Genomic DNA, 13,988 nt, shown 5'->3' on the forward strand with positions numbered 1-13,988 from the left:
CAACCGACATGGACGACTACACGGTCGTGGTGAACGACGAGGAGCAGTACTCGATCTGGGCGGCCGGCCGCTCGCTGCCCGCGGGGTGGCGCGAAGCCGGATTCGCCGGGCCGAAGGAAGCGTGCCTGGCCCACATCGACGAGGTCTGGACCGACATGCGGCCGCTGAGCCTGCGCGAGGCGATGGCCGCCGATGACTGAGCCGAGCACGGGATCGAGCATGGTGTCCGGCACGGGACCGAGCGCCCCGGGACACGGAGACCTCGCCGGCGCCGACCCCGAATGGGCTCCGGGCGGCGCGGCGTGGCGGACCGCCGTCATCGTCCTGCGCGAGGCCGGGATCGCCTGGATCCCGCCGTTCGCGGACGCGATCCGGGCCTGCGGCGGCCGTCCGGTGCTGCTCACCGGCGCCGTGACCGACGCCGAGCACGCCGCGCTGGCCGCGCTGGTGGACCGGATCGTGACCGTCGCAGACCCCTACGACGTCCAGGAGTCGGTCGCGGCGATCACCGCCGCGTCCGGCCCGGGCAACCCGCCGACCGGCGTCATCACCTGGTCCGACGCGGCCATCGTGACCGCCGCGCGGACGGCGGCGGCCCTGGGGGTGGCCCGCACCGACCCCAACGTGCTGGAGCTGGCCCGGAACAAGTACGCGGTGCGGCGCGCGCTGCACGAGGCCGGCCTGCCGACTCCGGGCTTCGCCCTGATCTCCGGCGCCGACCAGGCCGAGGCGGTGGCCCGCGAAGTGGGGCTGCCGGCCATCGTCAAGCCGGTCAACGGCTCCGGCAGCCACCTGGTGCGCTGCGTGCACTCAGCCGCCGAACTGGCCGCCGCCTACGAAGAGCTCGCCGCCCGGATCCCGGCCAGCTTACTGGCCGACAGCTACAAGGTCGCGCTGGGCTCCATCGATCCGGCCCGGCAGTTCCTGGTCGAGGGCCAGCTGCGGGGGCCGGAGGCCAGCGTGGACGTGGTGATCCGGGACGGCGTCGTCGAAGACTTCGGGCTGGTCGGGAAGTTCCTGATGGACGAGAAGTTCTTCGAACTCGGCCTGGTGAAGCCGCCGCTGGACGTGCCCGAGGACCGGACGGAGCCGATGGTGGCGGCCGCCTGCGCCGCCGCCAGAGCGCTCGGCCTGGACCAGACCGTCGCGCACATCGAGATCATGGACGACGAGGTGCTCGGTCCGGTCGTCGTGGAGGTGAACCCGGGCCGGCCCGGCGGCGCGCTGGTCGGCCAGATGCTCTCGCTGACCACCGGCGTGCACATGGCCGAGGAGGCGGTCTCGGCGGCCACCGGGCTGCCCCGCCCGGAGCGCGAGGATCCGCGGCTGCCGATCCCGATGGCGCTGTGCATGTTCTACCCGACGGGCTCGGGGCGGCTGACCGCGCTGGACGGCGTCGCGGAACTCGAAGCCCACCCGGACGTGCTGTCGGTGGTCACCACGGTGGCCCCCGGCGACGTCCTGAGCGACGAGTACGAGATCTTCGCGGTGAACGCGCTGGTCGCCGGCTACGCCGACCACGAGGACCTGCTGGAGGTCTACGACACGGCCCGGAACCTGCTGCGCTTCGAGTTCGAGCCGGTGGGCGAGTCCGAGCCGGTGACAGCTGGGGTGTGCGATGTCTGAGGTGTGCGATGTCTGAGGTGTGGACCGGGCCGGCGTCCTTCGGCCAGGAGCGGCTGTGGCTGGCGACCCGGCTGGGATCGGATGAGACGATCTACAACCTGTCGGCCTGGGTCCGGCTGCCGGCCGGCGCGGATCAGGAGATCGTCACCGGTGCGCTGGCAGCCACGGCCGCGCGGCACGAAACCCTGCGCACCAGCCTGCGTCTGGACGGCGAGCGCCTGCTCCAGACGGTCCACCCCGCCGTCGCGGTGAAGCTGGCGACGGTGGACCTGTCCGGCCGTGCCGACGCGTGGCAGGGGATCGCGGACACCGACGACGCCGACCTGCGGGCGCCGTTCCGGTTGGACGAGGCACCCCTGTGGCGGGCGACTCTGGCGCACACCGACGAGGGACCGGTGCTGATCTTCGCGGCCCACCACACCGTCTTCGACGCCGGGTCGGTGCACCTGCTGCAGGCCGAGATCCGCGAGCAGTGCATCGCCGCGATCGAGGGCCGGCCGGCCGTGCTGCCCGACCTGGAGATCCAGTACGCCGACTACGCGGCCTGGCAACGCGACACGATGACCGGCCCCAAGGCGCGCGCCGAGGCCGACTTCTGGCGCGGGCGTCTCAGTGGTCTGCCCCGGGTCCACAGCCTGCCGACCGACCGGCCGCGCGCCGCCGGGGCCGGCCAGCCCGGGGCGGACTGGCAGTTCAGGCTGCCGGCCGGCACCGCGGCGGCGGCCGCACGGCTGGGTTCCTCGCGCCGGGCCAGCGCGTTCATGGTCTTCTTCGCCGCCTACACCGCGTTGCTGCACCGGCTCTCCGCCGCCGACGACATCGTGGTCGGCGTCCAGGTGGCCGGGCGGGACCTGCCGGAGCTGGCGCCGCTGATCGGCATGTTCGTCAACGCCCTGGCGGTGCGGATCGACGCCTCCGGCGATCCGACGTTCGCCGAGCTCCTCGACCGGGTGCGCGAGCGGACGCTGGAGTCCTGGGAGCACCAGGACCTGCCGATCCACCACGTCTCCGAGGCCCTGGGCGTCCGCCCCGACGCCGATGTGCAGCCGCTGTACCAGATCGGGATCAACGATATCGGCGATGTCGGGCTCAACCGGTCCAACGGAGTCGCGCGCAATGAGCTCACGCTGGAGTTCTCCGAGGACGACGCCCGGCTGGAGTACCGGACCGACCTGTTCGACGCCGCGACGGCGGAGCGGATCTGCGAACAGTTCACCCGGCTGACCGCCGCCGCGCTCGCCGACCCGGACACCCGCCTGTCGCGGTTGCCGGTCGCGGACGAGGCGGAGCGCGGCCTGGTCCTTCACGAGTGGAACGACACGGCGGTCGACTGGGCCCGGACAGGGTCCGAATCCGCCGACGCGAAAACGGTGTCGGAGCTGATCCGGCGCCGGATGGCCGCGAACCCGCAGGCCCTCGCGGTCGTCGACGGGGATCTCCGCCTCACGTACGGGGAGCTGTGGGAACGCGTCGAGGACCTGGCCCGGCGGCTGCGAGCCTGCGGGGTCGGGCCGGAGCGGCCGGTCGCCGTCGCGCTGCCGCGTTCGGCGGACCTGGTGGTCGCGTTCCTGGCCACGCTGAGGGCCGGCGGGGCGTACGTGCCGCTCGATCCGGGGTATCCGCCGGCACGGCTGGCGATGATGCTCCACGACAGCGGGGCCGAGGTGCTGATCACCTCGCGCGCCCACCAGGACGCCTGCCCGCCGGGAGCCGCCCGGGTGGTGCTCATCGACGAGCCGCGGACGGCCGAGGCGGACCCGACGGCGACCGGAAGTCAGAACACTGACGAGCGCCTGGATCAGAACCCTGATCACCTCGCCTACGTGATCTACACGTCGGGATCGACCGGCCGGCCCAAGGGCGTGATGGTCGAGCATCGCAGCCTGCTGAATTACGTCCTGTGGTTCAACCGGGAGTACGGGATCGGCGCGGAGGACCGCATGCTGGTCTCCTCCTCCCCCAGTTTCGACGCCTTCGGCATCGAGCTCTACCCGGTGCTCGCCGGCGGCGGGACGCTGGTCGTCGCGCCGTCGGCCGGAATGCTGGAGCCGGCCCGGCTGCTCGCGGTGGCCGCCGAGGAGAAGGTGACCGCGCTCGCGCTGGTGCCGACCACCCTCAGGCTGCTGCTGGAGCGGCCCGAGCTGGACGGATGCAGTGCCCTGCGACAGGTCTTCTGCGGCGGAGAGCAGCTGACCGGCGATCTGGCCGCCGCGCTGTCCGCCCGGACGTCGGCGGTGCTGCACAATCTCTACGGCCCGACCGAGGCGACGATCGACGTCGCCAGCCGGCGTGCGGATCCGGAGCAGGCCGGGGCCGTCCCGATCGGGCGTCCGCTGGCCAACACGCGGCTCTACGTCCTGGCCGAGGACGGCGAACCGACGCCGATCGGCGTCCCGGGGCACCTGCACGCCGGCGGCGTCCCGCTGGCCAGGGGCTATCTGAACCGTCCGGGCCTGACCGCCGAGGCGTTCGTCCCGGATCCGTTCGGACCGCCGGGCTCCCGGCTCTACCGGACCGGGGACCTGGCGCGCTGGCGAGCTGACGGCGCCCTGGAGTATCTGGGGCGAGTGGACGGCCAGGTGAAACTCAATGGTCTGCGAATCGAGCCCGGCGAGGTCGAGGCCGTGCTGCGGGCCCGGCCCGATGTGCGCGACGCGGCTGTGCTGGTGCGGGACGGGGCCCTGGTCGCGTACGTCGCCGGCGACGCCGATCCGGCACGGCTGCGCTCGGATCTGCGCGCCGCGCTGCCGGCGCATCTCGTCCCGGCCGCTTTCGTGTCCGTGCCCGCGCTACCGATGACGCCCAACGGCAAGCTGGACACGGCCGCGCTGCCGGCTCCGGCCGCGCCGGGCGCGTCCGGCGGGACGGATCGGGAATCCGTGCCGCCGAGCACGGCCGCCGAGGAGTTGGTAGCGGAAGGCTGGACCGAAGTCCTGGGCGTGACCCGCGTCGGAGTCGATGACGACTTCTTCGATCTGGGCGGCAACTCGTTGTCCGCCGCGCGGTTCGTGGCCTGGCTTTCGGCGGCCGTGGAGGCGGACATCCCGATCCACGCGGTGTTCCAGCACCCGACCGTCGCGGACCTGGCGGCCGAGGTCGAGAAGCTGCTCGCCGCCGAGATCGACACCCTGTCCGACGCCGAGGCCGACCGCCTCCTTCATGAAACGGGCAGGTGAGACCTCGTGTCCACGACCACTCCCGCGGCCGGGCTGTCCGCCGACAAGCGGGCCCTGCTGGACCAGCGGCTGCGCCGGCGGGCGAACACCGCGATCGGCCCGCGCCCCGAAGGTGCCGCGCCGCCTTTGTCGTTCGCGCAGGAGCGCCTGTGGTTCATGGACCAGTTCGCTCCCGGAACCGCCGCGTATCACGTGACGGTCGCCGTGGACGTCGATGGCCCGCTCGATGTTGGAGTGCTGGAACGCGCGCTCGCCACGGTGATCGGGCGGCACGAGAGCCTGCGGATGCGGTTCCCGGTGGGGGACGACGGTCTGCCGACGGTGGTCGTGGACGCCGATCCGCTGGTTTCGCTGCCGGTCCACGTTGCCGACGACGACACCGACGCCGCCGATCTGGCCCGCTCGCTGGCCGGGCAGCCCTTCGACCTCGCGGCCGGACCGCTGTTGCGTGCCTTTCTGGTCCAACGCGACGCCCGCTCGCACATCCTGGTGTTGGAAGCCCATCACGCGGTGAGCGACGGCTGGTCCAGCGACCTGTTGGTCGGCGAGATCCTGGACGCCTACGCGGCGCTGAGCGCCGGCGGCACGTGGGCGCCCGAACCGCTGCCAGTGCAGTACGGCGACTACGCCACGTGGCAGCGCGCGCAGACGGCGACGCTCGCCCGCGACGTTTCCTACTGGCGAACGCAGCTGGCCGACCTGCCGGCGTTGGAGCTGCCCCTGGACCGGGCGCGGCCCGCCGCCCAGACCTTCACCGGCGGCACGTTCCGGTTCCATATCGACGGGGCCTTGACCGACCGGGTGTCCGCGCTCGGCCGAGACCACGGCGCGACCCTGTACATGACCCTGCTCGCCGGCTTCCAGGCCGTGCTGGCCCGCTACAGCGGGCAGCGGGACTTCGCCGTCGGCACCCCGGTCGCCGGACGCTCCCGGGCGGAGCTCGAAGGGCTGATCGGCATGTTCGTCAACATGCTGACCATGCGGTTCACCGCCGGGGACGACGGCGATGACGATCCCAGCGTGGCCGATCTGCTCGACCGCACCCGCCGTACCGTGCTCGACGCGCTGGCGCACCAGGACGTCCCGTTCGAGCAGATCGTCAACGAGCTCGGGGTGGCGCGCGACGTCAGCCGGCCGCCGTTGTTCCAGGCGGTGTTCGCGCTCCAGAACTTCCAGATCCGCGACCACGCGCCGGAGCGGTCCGATCTGCCGACGCTGAGCTGGATGCCGTTGGAGCTGCCCGCTTCCCGCTGGGATCTGGAACTGCACGCCGCCGAGTCCGCGAACGGCCTGTGGTGCGAGTTCATCTACAACACCGCGTTGTTCGACGCCGCGACCGTCGAACGGCTCAGCACGCACCTGATCGCCCTGTTGGCGGACGCCGTCGAGCGGCCCGGGACCCGGATCTCGGAGCTCGGTCTGCTTCCCGCCGCCGAACGGGAGCTGACCACGGCGGATTGGAACGACACGGACACGCCGTTCCCGTCGGAGGCGACACTCCACGGGCTGATATCCGCACGCTATCTCGCGAATCCCGGCGCCGTCGCGGTGTCCTTCGAGGGCGCCAACCTGACGTATCGGGAGCTGGACGAGCGGTCCGGCCGGCTGGCCGAGCGGCTGCGCGAGCTCGGCGTCGGCGCGGAGACGCTGGTCGCGGTGTGCGCCGAGCGTTCGCTGGAACTGGTCGTCGGGTTGCTGGCCGTGCTGCGGGCCGGCGGCGCGTACCTTCCGCTGGACCCGGAGTACCCGGCTCACCGGCTGGCTTTCATGACCGAGGACGCCGGGGCGTCCGTGGTGCTGACCCAGCGCCGGCTGCTCGGGCTGGTGCCTGACTCCGGCGTGCAGGTCATCGTGCTCGATGATCCGGAGCCGGATTCGGGGTCGGTACCCGCGGCCGTCGGCGCCGGTGCCGTGAGGTGGGAGACCGGGCCCGACAACGCCGCGTACGTGATCTATACCTCCGGTTCCACCGGCAAGCCCAAGGGCGTGGTCAACAGCCACCGGGGCGTGGTGAACCGGCTCGACTGGATGCAGCGCGCGTTCCCACTGGGCCCGGACGACGTGGTGCTGCAGAAGACGCCGGCCGGCTTCGACGTGTCGGTCTGGGAGTTCTTCTGGCCCCTGATCGCCGGCGCGCGCCTGGTCCTGGCCAAGCCCGGGGGCCATAAGGACGCCGGATATCTCAGGGAGCTGATCGTCGGGGCCGGCGTCACGACGGCGCACTTCGTGCCGTCGATGCTGGGCGTCTTCCTGGACCAGGACGGTGTGCAGGACTGCACGTCGCTGCGCCGAGTGGTGTGCAGCGGCGAGGAGTTGCCGCGTGCGGCGGCCTCGGAATTCCTGTCCCGGCTGCCCGGCTGCGAGCTGCACAACCTCTATGGCCCGACCGAGGCGGCGATCGACGTCAGCTCCTGGCGGTGCTCGCCGGAAGGGCTGGCCGACCGCACGAGCGTGCCGATCGGGGCCCCGATCCAGAACCTGCGGCTGTATGTATTGGACGCGCACGGCGAGCCGATGCCGATCGGGGTTCCGGGCGAGCTGCACATCGGCGGCGTCGGGGTCGCGCGCGGGTACCTGAAGCGGCCGGGGCTGACCGCGGACCGGTTCGTCCCGGATCCGTTCGGGCCGCCCGGATCCCGGCTCTATCGGACCGGCGACTCGGCGCGGTGGCGGCCGGACGGCGTCATCGAGTTCCTGGGCCGCCTGGACCACCAGGTGAAGCTGCGCGGGCTGCGCATCGAGCTCGGGGAGATCGAGGCGGCGCTGCGGGCGCAGCCCGGCGTGCGGGACGCCGCGGTGTTGGTGCGCGCGGACGTTCCGGGCGACCAGCGGCTGGTCGGGTATGTGGTCGGCGAGGCCGATCCGGCCGAGTTGCGGCGGGCGTTGAAGGAGACGCTACCGGACTACATGGTGCCCTCGGCGTTCGTCACGCTGGACGCGCTCCCGCTCAGCCCGAACGGCAAGCTCGACCGCGCGGCGCTGCCGGCCCCGGAGCGCGGGGGCACGTCGCAGGCCGCTTATGTCGAACCTCGCGAGGGGCTGGAACGCGATATCGCCTCGATCTGGTGTGCCGTCCTCGGCGTCGACCGGGTCGGTGCCGATGACGATTTCTTCGAACTCGGCGGGCATTCCCTGTCCGCGACCCAGGTCGTCGCCAAGCTGCGCAATCTACCGTCGGCGCAGCGCCAGGCCGGGGTCATGGACCTGTTCGCCGAGCGCACGGTGCGCGGGCTCGCGGCGCTGATGGCCCGGCCGCAGACCGACGACGGCCCGCGCCGGCTGCTGCACGAGCTGACCCGCCGGAACCGGGCCACGCCGGCCACCGCGACGTTCTTGTGCGTCCCGTACGGCGGCGGCAGCGCGGCGGTGTACCAGCCGCTGGCCGACGCCCTGCCGGGCGACCACGCGCTGTTCGCGCTGGCGATCCCGGGCCACGACGTCGGGCTCGACGAGGACGGGCTGGCGCTGGACGAACTGGCCGACCGGTGCGTGAAGGAGGCGCTGGAGCGTATCGCCGGGCCGGTCATCGTCTACGGCCACTGCGGTGTCGGCAGCGCGCTGGCGGTGGAGATCGCCTTGCGCCTGGCGGCGGCCGGGCGCGCGCCGGAGGCCGTCTACATCGGGGCGATGTTCCCGTTCGCCAAGCCGAAGGGGCCGCTGGGCCTGGTGGGCCGGATGGAGGGCCGGTTCGGCGCCAACCGCAACCACGCGTCCTGGCTGCGCTCGATGGGCGTCGACATGGACGACGTCGAGCCGGAGCAGGCCGATCGGATCATCCGCAACATGCGGCGGGACGGCACGGCCGCGCAGGAGTACTTCACCGCGCTGCTGGACTCGGCGGTGGAGAAGCTGGCGGCGCCGGTGATCAGCGTGGTCGGCAGTGCCGACCCGGTCACCGAGTACCACCGCGAGCGCTATCGGGAGTGGGGGTTCCTGAGCGAGACGACGGCGTTGGCGGTGCTGGACGAGGCCGGGCACTTCTTCTTGAAGTACCGGGCCGGGGAGCTCGCCTCGATCGTCACCTCGGCGCATGTCGAGGTCGCGGGGCGGGGTGGTGCTGAGAAGGCGTTCGAATCCGGCTCGGATGCGGCCGACCCGCTGCCGCCCGGCGCGGCCGGTGCCGCGGCGTCGTCGAGCCCTGCGACCGCAAGCCCGGCACCGCTGCTCGAAGTGCATCACGACACCGGAGCGGACTCCGCCGACCGCGCCGCCGCACCCAGCGTCCGCCGCTTCCTCGCGGTCGCCGCCGGCCAGCTGGTGTCCCTCACCGGATCGGCGCTGACCGGGTGGGCCATCCCGATCTACGTCTACCTCGCGACCGGGTCCATCGGCCGGATGGCGGCGCTGTCCGTCCTGGCGCTGGTCCCGAACCTGCTCGTCGGCCCCATCGCCGGCGCGGTCGTGGACCGGGCGGACCGCCGGCGGCTGATGCTCGTCTGCTCCGCGGCCTCCGCGAGCGGCGAGCTGATCCTCAGTACCCTGCTATGGAGCCACCACCTCGCCGTGTGGCACCTGTACGTGCTGGTGGTCTGGCTGTCGGTGTCGTCGGCGTTCCAGCGCCTGTCGTACCTCTCGGCGATCCCCCAGCTGGTACCCAAGCGCTTCCTGGGCCACGCCAACGGGGTCGCCCAGCTCACCAACGGCTTCGCGGCCCTGGTCGTCCCGATGCTCGCGGCCGGGCTGATGGCCGCGATCCACCTGTCCGGCATCCTGGTCATCGACATGGTCAGCTACGGGGCCGCCCTCAGCGTCCTGGCCCTGGTCCGCTTCCCGGCCACCCTCGGCGCGCACCGCCGCGAACCCCTGCTCACCGAGGTCCGGCACGGCCTGAACTACTCCTGGGGAAACAAGAAGCTGCGGTCCATGCTGCTGTTCTCGGCCGTGCTGAACATCTTCCTGGCACCGGTCTTCATCCTGGTCGTCCCCCTTGTCCTGGCCTTCGGCAGCCTCACCCAAGTCGGCGTGGTCTCCCTCCTGGAAGCCCTCGGCGCGGTAGGCGGCGCCGCCCTGATCACAGTCTGGGGCGGCCCGCGCCGCCGCCGCATGGCCGGCGCGATGCTGACCACCCTGATCCTGTCAGCGTTCTTCCTGCTCACCGGCCTGCACGCGAGCGTGCTGATCATCGGCCTGGGCGTCTTCGGCACCGCCTTCTGCCTGGAGGTGATCCAGGCGATCTACACCACGATCGTCCAGGTCAGCGTCCCCCAGCGCTACCACGGCCGCGTCTTCTCCCTGAACATGATGATCGCCTGGTCCACCCTCCCCCTCGGCTGGATCCTCGCCCCGGCGGTCGCAGACCGCTTCGAATCCCTGATGGCCCCCCACGGCACCCTGGCAGGCTCCCTCGGCACCATCCTCGGCACCGGCAAAGGCCGCGGCATAGGGCTGATGTTCGTGGCGATGGCGGTCGCGGTCCTGGTCGCCACGCTGATCGCGATGCGCCTGCGAGTGTTCGCGCACTTCGACGACGACGAGGCCGAAGCGGTCCCGGACGACTTGGTCGGGCTCCGGGAACGGGAGCGCAGGGCGGCGGAGGTGGAAGGCTCTGCTGCCGCCACGCCAGAAGCCCCTCAACTCATCGCGTAAGTGACTCCGGTCAGTTCCTCGGAGCGCTCCCACAGTCGACGCTGAAGTTCGCTGTCATGGGACAACGGCGTCGACGTGATGAGTCCCGGGTCGCCCTTGAACTCGAAGCGGCCGGTCGGTCCGTAGTACTGGCCGCCGCGCGCGGAGGGGTCGACGGCTGCGCGCAGGATCGCCAGGGCGCCACGGTCCGCGCTGTGGGTGATGGGGCGGGCGAGTCCCCACGATGCGCCTCGGAAGGCGCGGGGCATGGTGCGGTTGAGTTCGCTGCGGGCGCCGCCCGGGTGTGCGGCCAGTGCGATGGTCGGTGCACCGGCGGCCTGGAGGCGGCGGTTGAGTTCGTAGGCGAACAGCAGGTTCGCCAGCTTCGACTGCGCATATGCCTTCATCGGCCGATAGCCGCGGGTGGATTGCAGATCCTCGAAGTCGATCACGCCTCTCCGGTGCGCGGGGCTGCTGAGGACGACGACGCGCGAGCCGGGCGTCGCCGTCAGCGCGGGCAGGATCAGGCCGGTCAGGGCGAAGTGGCCGAGGTGGTTGACGGCCAGGTGCCGCTCGAAGCCGTCCTCGGTGACCTGACGCGGGAGCCACATGACTCCGGCGTTGTCGATGAGCAGGTCGATGTGCGGGAAGTCCTCCTTCAGCAGCGCGGCGGCCCGGCGGACCGAGTCGAGGGAGGCGAGGTCGAGGTGCTGGATCCGGACCTCCGCTCGCGGTGCTTCGGCGATTATCCGACCGGACGCGTGCTGGGCGCGGTCGAGGTCGCGGCAGGCCAGCACGACGGTGGCGCCGCTGCGGGCCAGCGCCGTCGCGACCTCGAAGCCGACACCGGTGTTCGCGCCGGTGACCACCGCGACACGACCGCTCTGGTCCCCGATGCGGTCGGTCGTCCACACGCCGTCGCGAGTCGAGGCATTCGTCGAGGCATTCGTCCTGGGCATGGTGCTCTACTCCGCTTCCGAGTCGTGTGAGAACGCCGAGCAGCCTGGATGTTTGCGCAGGTCCTCGGTGATGTGCTGGAGTAAGCGGGACGCATGTCCCGCTTGAAATATACGGGATGGCCGTCCCGTTTGTCGATGCCGAGGAGGTACGTCGTGGTGGAGACAGCTGGTTCCGCAGGTTCGGGCACCCCGAAAGCAATGCGCGCGGACGGCAGGCGCAATCGCGCGCTGGTGCTGGACGCGGCGATCGCCGCCTTCGCCGAGGCCGGTCTGGCGGTCCCGGTCCACGAGATCGCCCGGCGCGCGGGGGTCGGCACCGGCACCGTCTCCCGGCACTTCCCGACCAAGGAGGCGCTGTTCGAGGCGATCGTGCTCGAACGCGTCGAGCGGCTCCTGACACAGAGCCGCGAACTCGCCGAGAAACTGGAACCCGGCCCGGCGTTCTTCGAGTTCTTCTCCGTGTGGGTACGCGAGGGCGCGCTGAACCTCGGACTGGCCCAGGCCCTCTGCGGAGTCGGGTACGACATGGAGGCTGCGGCCCTGCGATCCGGTCTGGACTTCGGCGGAGCGCTCAAGGAACTGTTGGCCGCGGCCCAAAGCGCCGGTTCGGTGCACGCCGACATCGAGGTCGGAGACGTGAAGGCCCTCATGGCCGGCTGCCTGACCAGATCGGACGCCGACGAGCCCGCCCGGGAGCGGATGATCCGGATCGTCTGCGAGGGGATGCGGACGTCTGAACCGCGCACGTGACGACGCCGGAAACCGCCGGACACGGTCACCGAATCACCGCAGCGGCAGGTTCTCGACGGTGAACACCGGGCTCCTGAGCGGGTTGCCGTACAGGAAGGCGTCCAACTGCGAGTTGGTCACCAACAACCGGTCCCCGCTGATCGCGACACCAGTCGTGGTGTCGGCTCCCGGGTAGGTGCGTTCAGCCACGACCGCACCCCGGGTGTCGTGATGCGACAGCCGCACCTCGGTGACCTCGTTGTTCACGGAGCGCGCGATGTAGAGGGCGTTCCCACGCAGCACCATTCCGTCGTCGCTGGGCAGCGGCGGGGCGTCGATCTTGCGGACCGTGCCGTCGGCCAGAGTGAGCCGGTAGAGCGCGCCGCTGTACCAGTACCCGATGATCAGGGACTTGCCGTCCGGGGTGGCGACGATGCCGTTGCCGTTGGACTGCCCTGCCACATAGTCCGGCAGCCGGTAGGCGACCCGCAGAGTCCGGTGCGGCACCGCCCCGGCCACCGGGGCCCGGACTTCGGCAGCCGGGATCCGGTAGACCACCGCACGCAGGGAATCGGTGATGTAGACGTCGCCGTCGGGGGTGATCGCCTCATCGTTGACGAGCGTCTTCTCGCCGGTGTCGGGGACGGTGTACGAGGCGACGAGCTTGCCGGTCTCGGTATAGACGAAGAAGCGTCCGGTGAAGGCGCCGGCGAGCAGCAGCCGGTCGCCGGCGATCTTGACGCCGGTCACTTCGGTGCGACCGTCCTGGCCGGCCGGCAGGAAGGGCTCCAGCGTCTTCGCTCCCAGCCGCCCGCGGTAGACGGTGCCGTCGTCGATGCTGCCGGTGTAGATGTGGTCGCCGTCGGTCGCGATGCTTTCCGGGAAGGCGTTCTCGCCGTGGATCGTGAGCGTGTAAGCACCCTGCTTATGGTTTTGGGATGTCGTGGTCATGGTTGTTGCCTTGGCCGGAACCGTGACGGCGGCCAGCGCGACGGCGGTCGCGGCGAGGGTGGTCGTCGTGCGTCGCATCATCACCGCACCGCCTCGGCGATCGCGGCGGCCAGGGAGGTCGTGGGCCGGCCGATCAGGCGGCTCAGGTCGCCGGAGTCGCTGAACATCTCGTCGCGGCCCAGGCCGAGGTCAGCGTCGGCGAGGACGTGCGCGAGGTCCGCGGGTACGCCCGAGCCGACCAGCGTCTTCGCGAACGCCTCGGCCGACAGGTCGGTATAGCTGATCGGCCGGCCGAGGACGACGGAGACCGTCGAGGCGAGCTCGGGCAGGCTGAACGCCTCGTCGCCGCCCAGCTCGTACACCTTGCCGGCGTGGCCCTCGGTGGTCAGCACGACCGCGGCGGCCTCGGCGTAGTCGGCGCGCGACGCCGCACTGATCCGGCCCCGGCCCGCCGCCCCGATGAAGGCGCCGTGCTGGAGGACCACCGGCAACTGGGAGGTGTAGTTCTCCAGATACCAGCTGTTGCGCAGCAGCACGCTGGGAATCCCGCGCTCGCGCAGGTACTCCTCGGTCTCGCGGTGCGTGCCGCCGATGATCGTGGCGGCCGAGTCGGCGCGCGTCGTACTCGTGTACGCCACCAGCGAGACGCCCGCGGCCTGGGCCGCGTCGACGGCCCGACGATGATTGGCCAGGCGCTCCTCCACGGGAACGGAGGCCGAGATCAGCAGCAGCTTCTCGGCCCCGGCGAAGGCCGCCGCGAGGCTGTCCGGGTCGGCGAAATCGGCCCGGCGCACCACCACCCCGCGATCGGCCAGATCCTTGATCCCGGCGACCTCCCGCCCGGTCGCGATGATCCGCGAGGCCGGCACCCCGCGCCGCAGCAACGCCTCGACGGCGAGCCGGCCCAGTTGTCCGGTGGCTCCGGTGACGACGACTGACATGGATCCGATCCTCTTTTCCGCCGCGGCCTCCCGCGGCACGC

At 71.6% G+C, this 13,988-nt stretch carries 8 protein-coding genes; 5 read left to right on the top strand and 3 right to left on the bottom strand.

Features of this window, described 5'->3' with window-relative positions:
* The first annotated feature begins 8 nt into the window (after nt 1-8).
* From ABH935_RS12745 to ABH935_RS12760, 4 genes are read left to right on the top strand one after another with little or no spacing between them, the layout of a single operon-like run.
* Entirely contained in the window at nt 9-200 is a 192-nt protein-coding gene (locus tag ABH935_RS12745; RefSeq protein ID WP_194905270.1) for an MbtH family NRPS accessory protein, read from the top strand.
* A complete protein-coding gene (locus ABH935_RS12750) occupies nt 193-1,626 on the top strand; it encodes an ATP-grasp domain-containing protein (protein WP_370378061.1) in 1,434 nt (477 codons plus the stop codon). The genes ABH935_RS12745 and ABH935_RS12750 overlap by 8 nt, the downstream gene beginning before the upstream one ends.
* Nucleotides 1,627-1,634: 8 nt before the next feature.
* Entirely contained in the window at nt 1,635-4,802 is a 3,168-nt protein-coding gene (locus ABH935_RS12755; RefSeq protein ID WP_370378062.1) for an amino acid adenylation domain-containing protein, read from the top strand.
* Between the two features lie 6 nt (nt 4,803-4,808).
* On the top strand, nt 4,809-10,388 hold the full coding sequence (locus ABH935_RS12760) for an amino acid adenylation domain-containing protein (protein ID WP_370378063.1): 5,580 nt from the start codon (nt 4,809-4,811) through the stop codon (nt 10,386-10,388).
* Here ABH935_RS12760 and ABH935_RS12765 read toward each other — a convergent pair.
* Nucleotides 10,373-11,326, bottom strand: a complete 954-nt coding sequence (locus tag ABH935_RS12765) for an oxidoreductase (protein ID WP_370378064.1) — start codon at nt 11,324-11,326, stop codon at nt 10,373-10,375. The genes ABH935_RS12760 and ABH935_RS12765 overlap by 16 nt on opposite strands.
* A gap of 153 nt (nt 11,327-11,479) precedes the next feature.
* On the opposite strand from ABH935_RS12765, the gene ABH935_RS12770 reads away from it, so the two are divergent.
* The gene (locus tag ABH935_RS12770; RefSeq protein ID WP_370378065.1) at nt 11,480-12,076 is read left to right on the top strand and encodes a TetR/AcrR family transcriptional regulator; all 597 of its coding nucleotides are present in this window, start codon (nt 11,480-11,482) and stop codon (nt 12,074-12,076) included.
* Between the two features lie 33 nt (nt 12,077-12,109).
* On the opposite strand, the gene ABH935_RS12775 is transcribed toward ABH935_RS12770, so the two are convergent.
* Together ABH935_RS12775 and ABH935_RS12780 are read right to left on the bottom strand one after the other, a co-directional pair.
* The gene (locus tag ABH935_RS12775) at nt 12,110-13,087 is read right to left on the bottom strand and encodes an SMP-30/gluconolactonase/LRE family protein (RefSeq protein WP_370378066.1); all 978 of its coding nucleotides are present in this window, start codon (nt 13,085-13,087) and stop codon (nt 12,110-12,112) included.
* Nucleotides 13,087-13,947 (bottom strand): SDR family oxidoreductase, encoded by an 861-nt coding sequence (locus tag ABH935_RS12780; RefSeq protein WP_370378067.1) that lies wholly within the window; start codon nt 13,945-13,947, stop codon nt 13,087-13,089. The genes ABH935_RS12775 and ABH935_RS12780 overlap by 1 nt, the downstream gene beginning before the upstream one ends.
* Nucleotides 13,948-13,988 lie beyond the last annotated feature (41 nt).

It is taken from the genome of Catenulispora sp. GAS73, from assembly GCF_041262085.1.
Taxonomy (GTDB): Bacteria; Actinomycetota; Actinomycetes; order Streptomycetales; family Catenulisporaceae; genus Catenulispora.

Coding starts and splice junctions, on each gene's coding strand:
- ABH935_RS12750 (WP_370378061.1), top strand. CDS start 193: ATGACTGAGCCGAGCACGGGATCGAGCATGGTGTCCGGCACGGGACCG.
- ABH935_RS12755 (WP_370378062.1), top strand. CDS start 1,635: ATGTCTGAGGTGTGGACCGGGCCGGCGTCCTTCGGCCAGGAGCGGCTG.
- ABH935_RS12775 (WP_370378066.1), bottom strand. CDS start 13,087: ATGATGCGACGCACGACGACCACCCTCGCCGCGACCGCCGTCGCGCTG.
- ABH935_RS12745 (WP_194905270.1), top strand. CDS start 9: ATGGACGACTACACGGTCGTGGTGAACGACGAGGAGCAGTACTCGATC.
- ABH935_RS12780 (WP_370378067.1), bottom strand. CDS start 13,947: ATGTCAGTCGTCGTCACCGGAGCCACCGGACAACTGGGCCGGCTCGCC.
- ABH935_RS12765 (WP_370378064.1), bottom strand. CDS start 11,326: ATGCCCAGGACGAATGCCTCGACGAATGCCTCGACTCGCGACGGCGTG.